General features: G+C 69.4%; 13 protein-coding genes, 1 tRNA gene and 1 pseudogene. 8 read left to right on the top strand and 7 right to left on the bottom strand.

From position 1 onward, the window contains the following. The coding region (locus ON39_RS01635; RefSeq protein WP_157195395.1) for a penicillin-binding transpeptidase domain-containing protein at positions 1-1,380 on the top strand (1,380 nt) is incomplete at its 5' end. A 100-nt stretch (positions 1,381-1,480) separates the two neighbouring features. Here the strand turns inward: ON39_RS01635 and ON39_RS01630 are convergent. Next, a complete protein-coding gene (locus ON39_RS01630; RefSeq protein WP_040729950.1) occupies positions 1,481-1,945 on the bottom strand; it encodes a GatB/YqeY domain-containing protein in 465 nt (154 codons plus the stop codon). A 158-nt stretch (positions 1,946-2,103) separates the two neighbouring features. Here ON39_RS01630 and ON39_RS01625 point away from each other — a divergent pair, with 158 nt between their 5' ends. The 3 genes from ON39_RS01625 (at position 2,104) to ON39_RS01610 (ending at position 5,218) form a co-directional block, all read left to right on the top strand. Beyond that, on the top strand, positions 2,104-3,066 hold the full coding sequence (locus tag ON39_RS01625; protein ID WP_051186195.1) for a metallophosphoesterase: 963 nt from the start codon (positions 2,104-2,106) through the stop codon (positions 3,064-3,066). Positions 3,067-4,007: 941 nt separating this feature from the next. Further along, positions 4,008-5,054, top strand: a complete 1,047-nt coding sequence (locus ON39_RS01615) for a DUF8017 domain-containing protein (protein WP_040729944.1) — start codon at positions 4,008-4,010, stop codon at positions 5,052-5,054. 90 nt (positions 5,055-5,144) lie between these two features. Beyond that, a tRNA-Pro gene (locus tag ON39_RS01610) sits at positions 5,145-5,218 on the top strand. A 99-nt stretch (positions 5,219-5,317) separates the two neighbouring features. On the opposite strand, the gene ON39_RS01605 is transcribed toward ON39_RS01610, so the two are convergent. Continuing rightward, positions 5,318-5,602: a hypothetical protein gene (locus tag ON39_RS01605; RefSeq protein ID WP_040729940.1), complete on the bottom strand. Its 285-nt coding sequence runs from the start codon at positions 5,600-5,602 to the stop codon at positions 5,318-5,320. Positions 5,603-5,849: 247 nt separating this feature from the next. On the opposite strand from ON39_RS01605, the gene ON39_RS01600 reads away from it, so the two are divergent. The 3 genes from ON39_RS01600 to ON39_RS01590 all read left to right on the top strand — a co-directional run bounded on the left by ON39_RS01600 (position 5,850) and on the right by ON39_RS01590 (position 8,568). Continuing rightward, complete coding sequence (locus ON39_RS01600) at positions 5,850-7,040, top strand: DUF418 domain-containing protein (RefSeq protein ID WP_040729937.1); 1,191 nt, start codon at positions 5,850-5,852, stop codon at positions 7,038-7,040. Between the two features lie 105 nt (positions 7,041-7,145). Then, positions 7,146-7,913, top strand: a complete 768-nt coding sequence (locus ON39_RS01595; protein ID WP_051186194.1) for an SDR family NAD(P)-dependent oxidoreductase — start codon at positions 7,146-7,148, stop codon at positions 7,911-7,913. A 151-nt stretch (positions 7,914-8,064) separates the two neighbouring features. After that, positions 8,065-8,568: a GNAT family N-acetyltransferase gene (locus ON39_RS01590; RefSeq protein WP_083894194.1), complete on the top strand. Its 504-nt coding sequence runs from the start codon at positions 8,065-8,067 to the stop codon at positions 8,566-8,568. A gap of 27 nt (positions 8,569-8,595) precedes the next feature. Here the strand turns inward: ON39_RS01590 and ON39_RS01585 are convergent, their stop codons facing one another. The 5 genes and pseudogenes from ON39_RS01585 to ON39_RS01565 all read right to left on the bottom strand — a co-directional run bounded on the left by ON39_RS01585 (position 8,596) and on the right by ON39_RS01565 (position 14,165). Further along, the gene (locus tag ON39_RS01585; protein ID WP_040729933.1) at positions 8,596-9,576 is read right to left on the bottom strand and encodes an SCO2521 family protein; all 981 of its coding nucleotides are present in this window, start codon (positions 9,574-9,576) and stop codon (positions 8,596-8,598) included. A gap of 3 nt (positions 9,577-9,579) precedes the next feature. Next, positions 9,580-10,592 (bottom strand): annotated as a pseudogene (locus tag ON39_RS01580) (SCO2522 family protein). 3 nt (positions 10,593-10,595) lie between these two features. Next, positions 10,596-11,513 (bottom strand): SCO2523 family variant P-loop protein, encoded by a 918-nt coding sequence (locus tag ON39_RS01575; RefSeq protein WP_040729955.1) that lies wholly within the window; start codon positions 11,511-11,513, stop codon positions 10,596-10,598. 5 nt (positions 11,514-11,518) lie between these two features. Next, positions 11,519-13,399, bottom strand: coding sequence for an SCO2524 family protein (locus ON39_RS01570; RefSeq protein ID WP_040729930.1), 1,881 nt, complete (start codon positions 13,397-13,399; stop codon positions 11,519-11,521). 139 nt (positions 13,400-13,538) lie between these two features. Continuing rightward, positions 13,539-14,165, bottom strand: a complete 627-nt coding sequence (locus ON39_RS01565; protein ID WP_083894195.1) for a TetR family transcriptional regulator — start codon at positions 14,163-14,165, stop codon at positions 13,539-13,541. A 104-nt stretch (positions 14,166-14,269) separates the two neighbouring features. Here ON39_RS01565 and ON39_RS01560 point away from each other — a divergent pair, with 104 nt between their 5' ends. Next, a complete protein-coding gene (locus tag ON39_RS01560; protein WP_040729927.1) occupies positions 14,270-15,508 on the top strand; it encodes an FAD-dependent monooxygenase in 1,239 nt (412 codons plus the stop codon). Positions 15,509-15,524: the final 16 nt, after the last annotated feature.

Raw genomic sequence — 15,524 nt, 5'->3', positions numbered from 1 at the left:
AGAAGGCGGTCACCGACGCGGCCAACCCGAATCTCCGACAACATCGCGCAGGTCATGTCCGTCGTCGCGCCGGGGCAGGACTCGCATCCGGTGCTGGCGATGGCGAGCAGCCGCACCTACGGGCTCAATCGCGACGGCAATGAGACCGTGCAGCCGCAGCCGTACTCGATGGTCGGCGACGGCGCGGGCTCGATCTTCAAGATCTTCACCACCGCCGCGGCCATGGAGAAGGGCCTCGGCATCAACGCCCAGCTCGACGTGCCCAGCCGCTTCGAGGCCAGGGGCATGGGCAACGGTGGTGCGCGCGGCTGCCCGCCCGCCACCTACTGCGTGGAGAACGCGGGCAAGTACAAGTCGCCGATGTCGGTGACCGAGGCGCTGGCGACCTCGCCGAACACCGCGTTCGTCAAGCTGATCCAGGCCGTCGGCGTGACACCGACCGTGGACATGGCGGTCCGGCTCGGCATGCGCTCCTACACCGAGCCGGGCAGCTCCGGCCACGGCAACCAGAGCCTCGCCGACATGATGAAGGAACAGAACCTCGGTTCGTTCACCCTCGGCCCGGTCGCGATCAACCCGCTCGAGCTGTCCAACGTCGCCGCGACCCTCGGCTCCGGCGGCAAGTGGTGCCCGCCGAACCCGATCAAGGAGGTCGTGGACCGACAGGGCAAGCAGGTGCCGCTCACCCAGCAGGCCTGCGAGCAGGTCGTCGAGCCGGGCCTGGCCAACACGCTGGCCAACGCGATGAGCAAGGACGACATCAGCGGCACCGCGGCGGGCGCCGCCCAGTCGGCGGGCTGGAACGCGCCGCTGTCCGGCAAGACCGGCACCACCGAGAGCCACCGCTCGTCGGCCTTCCTCGGCTTCACCAACGCGCTGGCCGCGGCGACCTACGTCTACGGCGACAGCCCGACGCCGGGCGAGATCTGCTCGTTCCCGCTGCGCAACTGCGGCGACGGAAACCTGTTCGGCGGTAACGAACCCGCGCGGACCTGGTTCAACTCGATCAAGCCCGTGCTCAACCGGTTCCCGCCGCCCGGGCTGCCGCCGCTGGATGACAAGTACGTCCGCGGGTCGAACAACGCGCAGGTGCCCGACGTGGTGGGGATGACGCAGGGCCAGGCGACCGCGGCCCTGGTCGGCGCGGGCTTCCAGGTGACGCCGGTGACCGGCCCGGGCGCGCAGGCCAAGGGCACGGTGATGGGCACCGCGCCGAACGGCTCGGCGATCCCCGGCTCGGTGATCACCCTCTACATCAGCGACGGCACCCAGCGCGCCGCCCCGCCGCCGGGGCCCGCGCCGCTACCGCCGGGAATCCCGGGGCTGCCACCGCCGCCGCTGTTGCCGCCCATCCCGATTCCCATCCCCATCCCACGCTGAGACAAGGGCCGCGAACCTTTGAGGTTCGCGGCCCTTCGCGTGTCTGTGCCGCTCACGCACAGCCTTCGCTTTCCCGCACACGGGATTGCGCGCGTGCGGGTTACAGGCGGGACTTCACCGCCGCCGAGAGGCGGGAACCGTCGGCCTTGCCCTCGGCGAGCGCGGTGGCGATCTTCATGACCTGGCCCATCTGGCGCATGCCGGGGCGCTCGCCGAGTTCCTCGGCGACCTGCGCGATCGCGGTGTCGACCACGTCGGCCACCTCCGCCTCGTTCAGCTGCGTCGGCAGGTACTCCTCGATGATCCTGGCCTCGGCGTGCTCGTTGGCGGCCAGCTCGCCGCGCCCGTTCTGGGTGTAGATCTCGGCCGACTCGCTGCGCTTCTTCACCTCTTTCTGCAGCACGGCGATCACCTCGGCGTCGGAGAGTTCGCGCGCCTCGGAGCCTGCGGTCTCGGCCGTCTGAACGGCGGCGAGCAGCATCCGCAACGTGGCGAGACGCAGCGTGTCCTTGGCTTTCATCGCGGCGGTCATGTCCGTCCGCAGTTGCGCTTTGAGTTCCGACATGAGGCTCACGGTAGCCGGTCCTTCGCGACCCGCCCACCACATTTGCCCTGCTGCGGCGAATCGTGGCGCTGTTTTCGGGGGAGGTCAACGACGTTCGCGCAAGACCTTGTGCGTAAACACACTCGGCGTTCCCCAACGGGGTCACCTATGCTGGGCAAATGCCCGTAATCTCGACCTCTGCTGTCCGCACGACCGCGTTGGGAGCCGCCGGGGCGGCCGTGGCCGGAATCGGCTACGCCTCGCTGGTCGAACGCAACGCCTTCGTTCTGCGGGAGGCCACGATGCCGGTCCTCGCGCCGGGGTCGTCGTCGCTGCGGGTGCTACACATCAGCGATCTGCACATGACACCCGGCCAGCAGCGCAAGCAGCAGTGGCTGCGCGAACTCGATCGGCTCGAGCCGGATCTGGTGATCAACACCGGCGACAACCTCTCGCATCAGAAGTCGGTACCCGCGGTAGTCCAGGCCCTCGGCGGATTGCTTTCCCGCCCGGGGCTTTTCGTTTTCGGGAGCAACGACTACTTCGCGCCGGTGGCGAAGAACCCGATGAAATACTTCAAAAAGGACCACCGGCGGGTCTACGGCGCGCCGCTGCCCTGGAAAGACCTGCGCGCGGCCTTCACCGAGCGCGGCTGGCTGGACCTGACCCACGTGCGCCGCGACCTCGAGGTCGCCGGCATCCGCATCGCCACCGCGGGCGTCGACGACCCGCACCTGCACCGCGACCGCTACGACACCGTCGCGGGCGCCCCGAACCCGCTGGCCGCCTTGCGCATCGGCCTCACCCACTCCCCCGAGCCGCGCGTGCTCGATCGCTTCGCCGAGGACGGCTACGACCTGGTCATGGCCGGGCACACGCACGGCGGTCAGCTGTGCCTGCCCGGGTACGGCGCGCTCGTCACCAACTGCGGCATCGACCGGTCGCGGGTCAAGGGCGCCTCCCAGTGGGGCGAGCACACCCGGCTGCACGTCTCCGCCGGCGTCGGCACCTCGCCGTGGGCGCCGTACCGGTTCTGCTGCCGCCCGGAGGCCACCCTGTTGACGCTGGTGGCCGCCCCGCCGAAGCGTCCGTCGGCCGAGACCGGCCAGGGCGTGTCCGCCTCGGAGGCCGTCGCCCGCTAGGGTCGCGTGCCGAGACGTGTGTCAGGCAGGGGACAACTGTGAATGGATTCGACGACCGGCGCGACGACCCGACCGTTCTGGGCCTGCCCGGTGCGGCGCACCCAAACCAGCAGCAGCCGTACGGCGCAGAGCAATTCGAGCAGGCCGGGGCGCAGGACGAGACCGTGGAGCAGCCCGCGCCCGCCCGGCCGTGGAAGCGTGATTCGGGGTTCCACGAGCAGGTGCAATGGCCGGAGGGCGGACCAGGCGCCTCGGGGCCCGATCCCACCGCGCAGTGGCAGCCCGGGCAGGCGACGCCGAACTATCACTGGCAGCCGAGTCCCGGCGGACAGCCGGCTCCCGCGCGGTGGCAGGCGGGGAGTGGTTCGGCCGCGACGCCGAATTCCCAAGGGCGTCCGCAGAATTCGTCGCGGCAGTCGGGGAGCAATGACTCGTCCGCCGCGTCGGACTCCTCGTGGAAGCTCAGCAGCGGGGGATCCGGGTCCGGCGCGCAGTGGCAGGCAGGCGGCCGGGTAGGCCAGCAGCGGCAGGCGGCTGGTTCAGGTCAAGCCGATCCAACTCTCATGGCGCAGCCTGTATCTGGCGGTCAGGCGCAGTGGCAACCGACTGCGACAGGCCAAGCAGACCCAACACTCATGGCACAGCCCGTACCCGGCGGCCAAGCGCCATGGCAACCGACCGCGACAAGCCAAGCAGACCCAACTCTCTTGGCACAGCCTGTATCTGGCGGTCAGACACCGCCCGCGCAGTGGCAGCCGCTCGCGACGGGGCAAGCCGACCCAACACTCATGGCACAGCCCGTACCCGGCGGCCAAGCGTCGTGGCAACCGACTGCGGCAGGCCAAGCCGACCCAACTTTGTTGGCGCAGCCCGTATCTGGCGGCCAGACACCGCCCGCGCAGTGGCAACCGACCACGGCGGGACAGGCCGACCCAACTCTGTTGGCGCAGCAGCAGTCCCGTGGCGCAGGCGAGCCGGCGGGTCTGTGGCAGCCGAGTCTCGGCGCCGCTGAGTCGGCGTCGAACGCGCCCGGCGAGGCGGCCCCGACCATGCTCGGGTATCCCAATGCCACTCGACTGGGTCAGCCCGATCCCGCGCCGCAGTGGCAGGCCGCGGCACCCACCTACGCCGCGCCGCAGTACGGGCAGCCGGTCGGCGGCGGGTACGGGTACGGCGGACCGCCGCCGCAGCAACTGCCGCCCGGCTACGGCACGAGCGGGCCGCCGCCCAGCGGACGCGGGAAGACGATGCTGCTGATCGGGTTGGTGGTGCTGCTGGTCGCGGCCGGCGCGACGGCCGCGGTGGTGATGTCGCAGCGCGGGTCGGACAATGCTGACGCGCAACGCAACTCGCCGTCCATGGTGAGCGCGCTCACCACCAGTGCCGGCGCGCCGACACCGTCGAAGACCAGCTCCGCCGCGCCGACCACGAGCAACTCGGGCCGCCACGAGAATCCGGTCATCCCCGGATATCAGGTCGTGGTCGCCCCCGACCGCGGCGCGGCCTACGACGTGCCCGCGGGGTGGACGATCGCGCCGGAGACGGCCATCGGCGGCTACGGCGAACCGCCGAACGCGGTGGCGGGCAAGGGTTATGCCAGCGACGGCAAGGGCTACTGCCCCGGCTCGACCCGCACCGCGTCCTTCCTCACCGGCTCGAAGGATCCCGACTCCGGCGCCGCCGCAACCGAACTCGGCACCAGAACCGCCAAGCTCGCCTATACCGCGTCCACCGACGCCCACCCGGCCCCACCCGTGCCGCTGGCGTCGCTGGACGGTTCGCAACACGGCATGTTCGTGGAGACCAAGGGCACCGTCACCCAGGCCAAGCCCGGCTGCGCCACCGCGTACTCCGTCTACACCGCCGCCTTCCCCACCGAGAACGGCAGCTTCGTCATGGTGATCGCCGCCGACACCGGCGTCCCCAACGCGCTCGACGCCGACACCGCCAAGCGCATCTTCACCAGCATCCGCCCGCACGACAGCTGAGCCCCCGCGAAACTGCTCCGTTTTAGCCCTCTGAACTGGGGGTTTAACGTCTACACCGACCGTGTTGTAAGGTAGTCCAGGTTCGACTCACGGGGTGTGGCGCAGCTTGGTAGCGCGCTTCGTTCGGGACGAAGAGGTCGCAGGTTCAAATCCTGTCACCCCGACTCGTGGTTGAGACGAACGGTCTGCCCCCTGCCCTTACCGGCAGGGGGCAGACCCGTTTCCGAGCCGTTACCGGTCAGCGGTAACGCGCCGATGACCGCTCAAGCTTCATCCCCCACGCACTCCTGGAACTCCGCGAAGTCGTCAGCCTCGTCCAGGCACTTCTGGATGCCGGCGACGATATCCTCGCCCTCGCTCAGCGCGGCATCCTCTCCCTCTCCTTCCCCGTCCTCCTGAATGCTCGACACCCGCCCCTGGAGTTGAGACTGCGCATCCTGCACAGTCGGAGGCTGCGCGCCGGCTGCGGCCTGTCCCATACCGATGAACGCGAAGGCGGCCATGCACGTCACCGCCAGCACTGCCCGGTTGACCTTGGAGATTGCCACGTAACTCCTCACTGTTGATCGGACACACCCGCACGGGTGCCGCGTTCCCGGTTGCCAGGACGCCTCGCGCTTATTCGTTGCGACCAGTCGAGTGGGATGGGTCCGCGTGTCGCGCTCGCCGACAGAGATTCGATCGCCGCTCCCACAAGCACACCTTCGACGGGCTGTCGTCCGTCCAGCGATGCTTTAGTATCTGCCATATAGTATCTAGCAGATATTAACAACGACAACGGAAAGTCGGGCATCCATGACCGATCGAATGGTCGCGCCCCGGGGGCGGATCTACGACGTAGACGCGCTGCGGGGGTTCGCGCTGCTGGGGATCTTCATCGTCAACATCACCTTCATGTCGTCCGGGTATCCGGGGAACCTGGTTACGGATCCGGCATTCGACTCGCCGTTCGATGAGCTGGTTCGGGCGCTGTCCTCGGTGTTCGTGGACATGAAGTTCTATCTGCTGTTCTCGTTCCTATTCGGGTACAGCTTCACGTTGCAGATGTCCTCGGCGGCGGACGCGGGGGCGAGCTTCGAGCCGCGGATGCTGCGCCGAATCGTCGGACTGTTCGTGCTCGGCGTGCTGCACATCGTGTTCCTGTACGGCGGTGACGTGCTCACCACGTACGCGCTCGCCTGCCTGGCCCTGTTCTGGATGCGCGGGGTCGGCGACCGCACCGCGTTGCGGGTGGCCGGGGCGCTGTACGGGTTCGTGCTGGCGCTCCTGCTGCTGAGCGGGCTGTTCATGGACGCGTCGGCGATGCTGCCCTCGACGGCCGAGGCTCGGGACAACGGGCGACTGGCGACCGAGGCGATGCTCGGCGGGTGGGGCGACATCATCGGCGAGCACCTCGCCGGGCTACCGCTGCTGGTGCTGCAGGCGGTCACCCTGCAGGGTCCGACCGCGCTGGCCATGTTCCTGCTCGGCCTGGTCGCGGGCCGCCGGAAGCTGCTCGCGCGGGTGCGTGGCGACGAACCGATCCTGCGCCGGATCCAATGGGTCGGTTTCCCGGTGGGCTTGGCGGGCAGCCTGCTCTTCACGATCGGCGGTGGCACCGGCCACGCCCTGCCCGCCGCGGCCAGTGTCCTCACCGCGCCCCTGCTCAGCGCGGCGTACGTCGCCACGCTGCTGCGGCTGATGCACAGCCCGCGCACCGCCTGGATCCGCACGGCGCTCGCGCCGGCCGGACGGATCGCCCTGACCAACTACCTCGGCCAATCGGCCATCGGCCTGCTGCTGTTCACCGGCGTCGGACTCGGTGCGGCGGGCGCCCTTTCGCCGCTGGCCACGCTGGCGGTGGCGCTGCTCGTCTTCGCGGCGCAGCTGGCGCTCAGCGCGGTGTGGTTGCGCCGGTACCGGTATGGGCCCGCGGAGTGGCTGCTGCGGTGGATCACCAACGCCCGCCGCCCCGCATGGCGAGCGGTGGAGAGTCGAACGGTGTAGCGGAACGCACCGATTACGCCTCGGCCGGACGGGCATACTGGCTCTGCTGGGCGCCCAGCGGCGAATGCGTCGCCGCGGCGCCGATTCACGAGGGAAGGCAGAGTCATGACCACGACCGGCCCGCTCGCCGGAAAGACGGCCCTGATCACCGGCGCGGACGCCGGGATCGGTAAGACCATCGCCAAAACCCTTGCGGGCCAGGGTGCGCAGGTGGTGATCCAGCATCCGCACAGCCCGGAGTCGGCCGCCGACGTGGTCAAGGAGATCACCCATGCGGGCGGCTCGGCGCTGGCGCTCGCGGCCGATCTCGGCGATCGGACCGAGTACGAGGAGCTGATCGAGGCGCTGCTGGCGGAGTGCGGACACTGGGATGTGCTGGTGCACACGACCGCCACGGCGCTCACCGCGCCGCTGCGGGAGACCACCGAGGAACAGTTCGATCTCGGCTTCGCGGCCTCGGCCAAGGCGGTCTTCCACGGCCTGCAGCTCGCCGCGGCACACCTGGCCGAGGGCGGTCGCGTCATCACGATCGGCGGCTCCTCGGCGCCCGGCAACGCCGTCGACAACGCCGCGACGAACGCCGTCGCGGAGTTCACCCGCTCGCTCGCCGCGGATTTCGCGCCGCGGCGGATCACCGTGAACGCGGTCAGTTCCGGGACCGGAGGTGGAGGCGCCGACGGCCGGGTCGAAGACGAGCATCCCTCCAGCAACACGGCCGGGTCGAACCTCCGCACACGCCTCGGCGCCGATGCCGACATCACCGAGGTGGTGGCATTCCTGGTGAGCGCGGAGGCCGAAGACGTGAGCGCCGAGCACATTCGAGTGGCCGAGGCTGTCGCCGGAAAGACCACGTCCGAGGCGACCCGCCGGTGAAACACGGGCAACACGGGCGGCCCGGCGGATTCGACGCGGACGAGCGGCGAACTCCCCGCTAGGACGCGAGACTCTGTCTGAACGATCTCGATCCGGACCGTGCACACCGGGTTCGCCTCAGCCGACCGAGCAAACGCCTACGCTGTGATTTATGACTCGTGTTATCGCGCAAGGGAGCAGAGTGGACAGCGCGACGACGGCAACGGCGCCGGTGTATCGGTTCGCTTGCCTCGCCGATCTCGCTGATGTCGCGGCGATCGAGGCCGAACGGTTCGGCGATCAGGCCTACCCGTACTTCGTCCTGCGCCAACTCTTCGACCTGCACGGCGCCAACTGGCTGATCGTCGAGGTCGACGGCGTCGTGCTCGGCCATGTGCTCGTCGCGCTCACGCCGGATCGCCGCGGCTGGCTGCTCAGCCTCGCCGTCAGCACGCGCAGCTGCGGACGCGGGTACGGGTCGACCCTGCTGGCCGAGGCGATCAGCCTATGCAGGCAACGAGCGATGCGCAGTGTCCTCATCACCGTCCGCCCGACCAACCGGACGGCCTACGACCTATACCGGCGCATCGGCTTCGCGTGGACCGGATACGAGGAACGCTACTTCGGCGCGGGCGAGCCGCGCGACGTGCTCGAGTACAAACTAGCCAGCGCCTGAGAAGGCTTACACTTCAGGCGATTTCGATCACCACTCGCTGGTGTCGACCCGAATTCCCCGGGACAGACAGTCCCACTGCGCGACCGACAACCGGTCACGCGCCTGCCCGATCAGCGCGGTCCACTGACGGGAGAAACCAGGGTCGGACTGCAAACCCTTCCACAGACCACGCAACCCCTGCGGGGTGTGCGCACCGGGCATCCACAGGTGCGCGAGATGCTCCAGCAACGCGGCCAGGATCTCCGGCCGTTCCCGGCCGATCGCGGGAAACCGATCCGCCTCCGCCAGCGCCGCGGCGCCGACCGTGAGCAGCCAGTCGTGCGCCGCGAGATCCTCGCAGAACCGCTGGGCCTGCGCCAGATCCGCCTCACATCGCACCACCACCCACGCCGAGCGCACCGATTCGTCGTCCAGTCGCAGGCTCAGCCGCGGCCCCGTCGAGCCGCCGATCGTGGCCGCCCACCGCAGGCGGGTGGTCATCGACTGCAGCGGCGCCCGCTGATCCAGCCTTCGGTCGGTGCGCAGCCGCGCGAGCAGGCGCTCGCCGATGGAGGACAGGTGCAGGGTGTCCGCGCTCGGCCGTCCGTCCAGGTATCCGTCGCGCAGCGCGTCGTGGACCGCCGCGCGGTCACCGATCCGGCCGAGCACCTCCGTCCGACCGACCGCGCTGAGGTAGTGCGACCAGGTCTGCCGGTCCGGTTCGACCGCCCGCGCGACCCGGGTGCACACCGAGCTCTGCAGTACCCGCCCGCCCAGCACCACCGCGCGACTCGCCACCGTGCCGACCACGCGCAAGGCGGGGCCTGGCAACGCCAGTTCGCAGTCGACGCCGACCGGCACGGTGGGCGAGACGGCGAGCGTGCCGGGGCGTTGTCGCCACAGCACCCGTCGCCCGGGAACCAGGGCGAGCAGTTCGCTCGCCTCGGCACGATGCAGCGCGGCGGACGCGGGGACGACACAGGTGCGTACCTCGCCGAGGGCGATCAGCGGTGTGGTCGACGGCGCCATCGCTCACCCTCCGTCGAGCAGCAGATGGGACAGCCGCTCGCTCACCATGCGCGACACCGTCACCGGAACCTCGTCGCAACTGCCGCGGGCGATGATCTGCTCGACCACGTCGCTGTCGAGATCGAGGTGGTCGAGGATGAGGCGTACCGAATGCTCTATGCCCACATAGCGTTTCGGCAGCATCGACAGCGTCTGGTACGCCGCGAACGGGGCGGCGTCCGGATTCAGTTGCAGCACAGGGGGAATCTCGCGCCACCGCGTCGGCGGCTCGTCGTCGGCGTGCCACGGCTGCGGGACGACGACCGCGGCGCCGTCGTCGCGGAGCATGCCGAGCCGCAGCAGCTGCCACACCGCGGCGAGGAACGCACACGACCATCTGGTGTGAATCTCGTTGTGCCCATTGACCCGTTCGGAGCGTTTACTCCACAGCTGCACGTCGAGGAAGATCGAGTGCTCGCGTCTGCCGAACTCCTCCGGCGGCCGATAGTTGGGCACCCGCATGGCCTGCACCGGTTCGTCCAGCGACGAACGCCGGCCATTGCACAGCCACCCGGATTCGGCCGTCGGCGGCCTGCGCCCGCTCGCCGTGGAGATGTCCGGCTCGGCGACGATACTGGCCGCGACCATCTCGGCCAGCCGGACCGGCTCGCCCGAGGGCACCCCGTCGACGAAGCGGTCCGCCTCCCAGCAGCCGGACTCGCGCGCCAAATAGTCTATGCGCAAGCCGCTTTCGTCCGCCGCAGGCAGAAGTTTGCCCAGAACTTCGCGCGGGCCGATCTCCGGCTCGAAGTAATCGTCGAGTAAATAGCAGGTGCTCACCCGCGCCCGCGGACCGAACCGCGCACGCCGGCGGCGATGAAGGCCTCGACCAGCGGCACGATCCTGCGGAACTCCCGCACCACCTGATCCATGTCGTCGGCGATCTCGTACAGGGAGAAGTGCCCCACCTCGATGGACAGATGCGACAGCGGTACCTGCTCGATGTGCGCGTGCTCGGTCTCCTCGCGGTAACTCACGATTCAAAACCTCTCCCACGTCGCGGGGTCGAGCAGCCGCCGGGCCAGCTCGGTATAGGCCAGCGCGGTGGCCGGATCGGCGATCTTCGCGTCCACGTCCATGTCCATGATCACCTGCTCGCGCCAGTGCAGTACCGGCTCCATCGGCGTCTCGCCGAGCAGCGTGCTCGCGCCGAGCCGGTTCGCCGACGCGAGCCGTTTGAGCGCGGCGTTCTGCTCCAGCAGCCAGGCGGCCTGGGCGGGGCGGTCGACCGTGCCCAAGGGGGTGGCCTGGGGTACCGCGGTGCGGATGAACCGGACCGAGTCCAGCAGCTCCAGCGGGTCGTGCCCGCACTCCTTGCCGGTCTGCACCAATCCGTGCGAACCGTGCACCAACCCGCTGGCCGCCAGGATGTGCTGGCGGGTCCAGCGGTGAAAGATCAACCAGCGCGCGGTGAGCGCCCGCAGCTGCGGCAGCGCCGTGGCCCGCAGCACCAGCTCCAGCGCGGCCGAGCGGCCCGCGCTCAGATCCACGATGACCACCTTGAACTCCTGCTCGAGCGCGTGCAGCAGCTCGGCGCAGCGCCCGACGATCGTCTCGTCGGCCGTGAGGAACTCCGCGCCGCCCTCGTCGCCAGGGAACAGCACGAGCTTGCCGGCTTTCGGCCCCAGGCGCCGCAGCGCGGGCCGATCCGATACCGCCCGAACGTCCACCCTGGCGGCGACGCCGGTCTCACCCAGCAGGTAGGAGTGCACGCCGTCCTGCTGCGGGGTGCCGCACTCCACCGAGGAGATCTCGAAGAGCGCGCCCGCGGTCGGCGAGCCGAAATCGAAGTCGACGTAGGCGACGTTGCGCCCGCTCACACACAGCCGGTACGCGAGATTGCAGCTGGTCACCGAGCGCCCGGTGCCACCCTTGTCCGAGGTCGAGAAGACGAGCACGGCCACTACCTCATCGCGTCGCGGCGTGCGTAGGACAGCTCGTACAGCTGTAGCAGCGCCTGCGCGGCCAGGCTGTACGCGGTGGCGGGCTGCTCGCGCAGCAGCCCGCGCGCCGCGTCGAGCTGTTGCTCGATCCGCAGGAGAATCGCCTGGGACACATAGGAGTTGTCGACCTCCAGCATCTCCTGGTTGAGCAGATGCTCTGCCTCGCTGCGCATTTCGATCGCGCGACCGATCATCGTCGGCATCGCCAGCGGCGGCTCGCGGAAATTGCGGTCGGCGCACACCAGGCACTCGACGACACGCTCGGTCAGATACCAGGAGGGTTGCGCCGCAGGCGCATTCGGCACGGCGTCGGTGACCGCGGAAAGCCCGGGGCGCTGGCTGACCGCCACCTGTTTCGCGTCGTCCCACAGTCCGGCCGCCGGGCCCGCGGCGATCCGGCGCCTTTCGAGATGGTCCATGGTGAGTTCGGCCAGCGACATCAAACGGTCGCGCATGGCCACGTCGCGGGACAGCTGCCAGGCTTGCAGCGAGCGTTTCAAGAGCAGGGTGGCGAAGTCCGGGACCTCCCAGACCAGCGGCGGGCCCTCGCCGACGGCCTCGCTGCCCGGCATGGATATCCGCACACCGGGGTAGTGCAGGGCGGCGGCGGGGTCGCCTGCGGTCAGCCTGCTGATGATCCGCCCGCGCCTGGCCAGCTGGTCGAAAACCGCTACCAGACGGGGTAATTCGTCGGTGGCCTGCCGATTGACGAAGTCCTTCAGCACCATCGCCGCGACCGCGAGCGTGTAGTAGTCGGACTCCTCGCCGGCCGAGCTGCGCCACGGGATGTCCTCGAGCGGCCAGCGGCCGGGCCCGTAGCGGGCGGCGGTGGACCAGTAGCGCTGGGTGAGGTCCCAGCGCAGTTCGAGCGCGTCGGCCAGCAGCCGCTGCTCCTCGTTGAGCAGGTCCATCTCCTGGGTGCGGCGCAGGGCCAGGTCGTCGATGCCGTCGAGCGCGACGATGGTGAAGTAGAGGTCCGGCCGGGAATCCGCGTGGCCGGGCTGGTCGCCGATGCGCATCGAGACGAAGTCGATCGGCGCCGCCTTCTGCGCGATGCCCCAGCTCCAGCCGCACTCGAACAGCAGCAGGTCGTCGGCGAGGTCGATGTCGAGGGACTGGCCGAGCTTGATGTCGTTGGCCATCTGCACCCGGACCCGGTCGAGCCGGCGGGCGATGCCACTGATCACGGCGTCCTCGGGAGCGTCGATCTGGTTGAGCATACCCAGGATCGCCTGCCCGCCTTTGGATTTCGGACTCGGCGTATGGACCACGAAGCTGCGCACCAGCCCGGTCATCGCGGCGGTCAGCCGAATGCTCACCTGCGGCACCAGCGTTCGGATTCGCGCCGAGAGCTCCCTGGCCTCGCGGCGCACCTCCACGTCGACGAGCCGTTGAAAGACCCGCAGGAATCGCATCGACGCGATGCACAGCGTGAGCGACATCGAGTACGCGTCGACGACCTCCAACCGATACTGTTCGGCGCTCGGCGTGCTCCCGTCGGCCGCGCGCAGGTAGCCGCCTGCCCCGAAGGTCGGCTCGCCGTCCGGCGTGGTGTAGCAGGCGAAGTAGTCCTCGAGCACGCCCACGAGCGCTCCCCCGATGCGCGCCTGCGCGCCGAGCGGCAGCAGCGCCGCCCGCACGTCCTCGGCCATGTCGTCGGGCTGGTCCAGCGCGAACGCCCCGATCTCGGTGGCCGGATACAGCAGGCACAGCAACTGCTCGGTATCGCTGATCGCGTTCGCCCCGTCGCGCCCGCCCCAGTGCCAGGCTCCGTTGTCGTAACAGGCGCAGAGCAACGCCCGCCAGACCTCGACCAGCTGTTGTCGCGGCTGGATCCTCATCGGCCTCCCGTTCCCGCTGCGAACACCGACTAGTAAGAGTGTGCGCCCGTTCCGGGGCTTTACCAAGAGCGTTGTCCGTCAACGCGTTCCATGCCAGCCGGTCTATTTAACCGCTCCACGGCACTCCGCTCCGCCGCTTTCACCTCAACCCGAATCGGTGTCCTGATGTCTCCGTTTCAGTAGCGCGGCCGCGCTCGGTAACGGAGGTCAGGGCTGTTATGGCGGTGGCCAGTTCGTCGCCGGTGGGCAGCGGGCTGTCCGGGTCGCTGATCCATTGCAGGGCAAGGCCGTTCAGCAAGGCGAAGTACAGCTGACCGATGGCGCGGGCCTGAGGTTTGGTCAGTGTCGGGTCGACCTCGTCGATGAGGTTCGTGAGTTCGGCGATGGCGCGTTCGTGGACGGTCGCCATGTGGCGCCGGTCGGCGCAGCGATGGCTACGGATGAGGTTCTCGGCGCTCGCGACGATCCCGTCGCGGTGGCGGGCGAAGAGTTCCGCCACGCCGTTCCACGTGTGCGCGAACGCCTCCGCTCGCGATCGGCCGCGCGCGGCGGCTCGAATGCGCTCGTCGAGATCCTGGCCCATCCGCTGGCCCGTCGCCTCGGTGAAGGCCTCGGTGAGTAGTCGCTCCTTGGAGCCGAAGTGGTAGCCGATCGCGGCCAGGCTGACGCCCGCCGCCGCGGCGATGTCACGCGCCGTTGTAGCGGCGAATCCGCGCTGGTAGACGCAGGTTCGAGCGGCGGCGAGCAAGGCTTCTCTGTTTCCCATGACCACCACTGTACGTTCGTCTTGCACATTTGTACTAGACAATCGTACAAGGCTCCTGTAGACATATGTCTAAGACATTTGAGCAGCAAGCAAGGGAACACACCATGAGCACCAACCACCCCGCCCCCGCACCCCGCATCCTGATCGCCGGCGGCGGCATCGGCGGCAACGCCGTCGCACTGCAACTGCTCCGGGCAGGCATCCGGGCCACCGTGGTCGAGCGGGCCGACGCGCCGCGGCCGGGCGGCCAGGCCGTCGACCTGCGCGGGCCGAGCCGCGAGGTGGCGGACCGAATGAACCTGCTGCCCGGCATCCGCGAGTACCAGCTCGACGAGCGCGGCATGAAGTTCGTCGACGCCGAGGGCCGCGACATCGTGCGGATGCCGACCGAACTCTTCGACGGCAAGGGCGCCGTCGCCGAGATCGAGATCACTCGAGGCGATTTCAACCAGGTCCTGCTCGAGGCGCTGGCCGAGGCCGGCGGCGTCGACTACCGCTACGGCGAGTGGATCACCGAGCTCGCACAGGACGAGACCGGCGTCGACATCACCTTCGCCTCCGGCATGCGGGACCGCTTCGACCTCGTGATCGGCGCCGACGGCCTGCACTCCGGCGTCCGGCGCATGGTGTTCGGCCCGGAGGAGCAGTTCTCCACCTACCTCGGCGGCTACATGTCCTTCTTCACCCTGCCGACGCCGGAGACCGCGGAGAACCACTGGTTCACCGCGCACTCGCTGGTCGGCGCCACCAATATCGGACTGCGCCCCGACGCCGACCCCTCGACCTCGAAGGCCCTGATCACCATCCGCACCGAGGCCGACCCGGCGCTGCGCCGCGACGTCTCGGCCCAGCAAGACCTCGTCCGGCGGCGGCTGGCCGGCGGCGGCTGGGAAGCGGCCAGGTTCACCGCCGCCATGGCCGAAGCGACCGACTTCTACTTCGACGAGCTGGCCAGGATCGACATGCCGACGTGGTGGAAGGGCCGGGTCGTGCTGCTCGGCGACGCCGGGTACTGCGGTTCGCCGCTCAGCGGCCACGGCACCGCGATGGCGCTGATCGGCGCGTACGTGCTGGCAGGCGAGATCGCCGCGCACGCAAGCGATCCCGAGCGGGCACTGCCACGCTATGAGGAGGTGCTCCGCCCGTTCGTCGCCAAGGCTCAGGAGCTTCCGCCGGGCGGACTCAAGGCCATGACCCCCAAGACCAGCTTCGGCATTCGCGCGGGCCACACCGTCAGCAAGCTGATGACCTCGAAGGCGATGAAGCCGCTCATGATGAAGATGCTCACCAAGTCCGAGTCCTACGACCTGCCCGACTACACCACGCAGGCCGTCAGCCGGTAGCTCGGCCCGCCGCGAC

Source organism: Nocardia tenerifensis NBRC 101015 (assembly GCF_000308715.1).
Taxonomy (GTDB): Bacteria; Actinomycetota; Actinomycetes; order Mycobacteriales; family Mycobacteriaceae; genus Nocardia; species Nocardia tenerifensis.
This window is presented reverse-complemented; position numbering and strand designations above follow the sequence as displayed.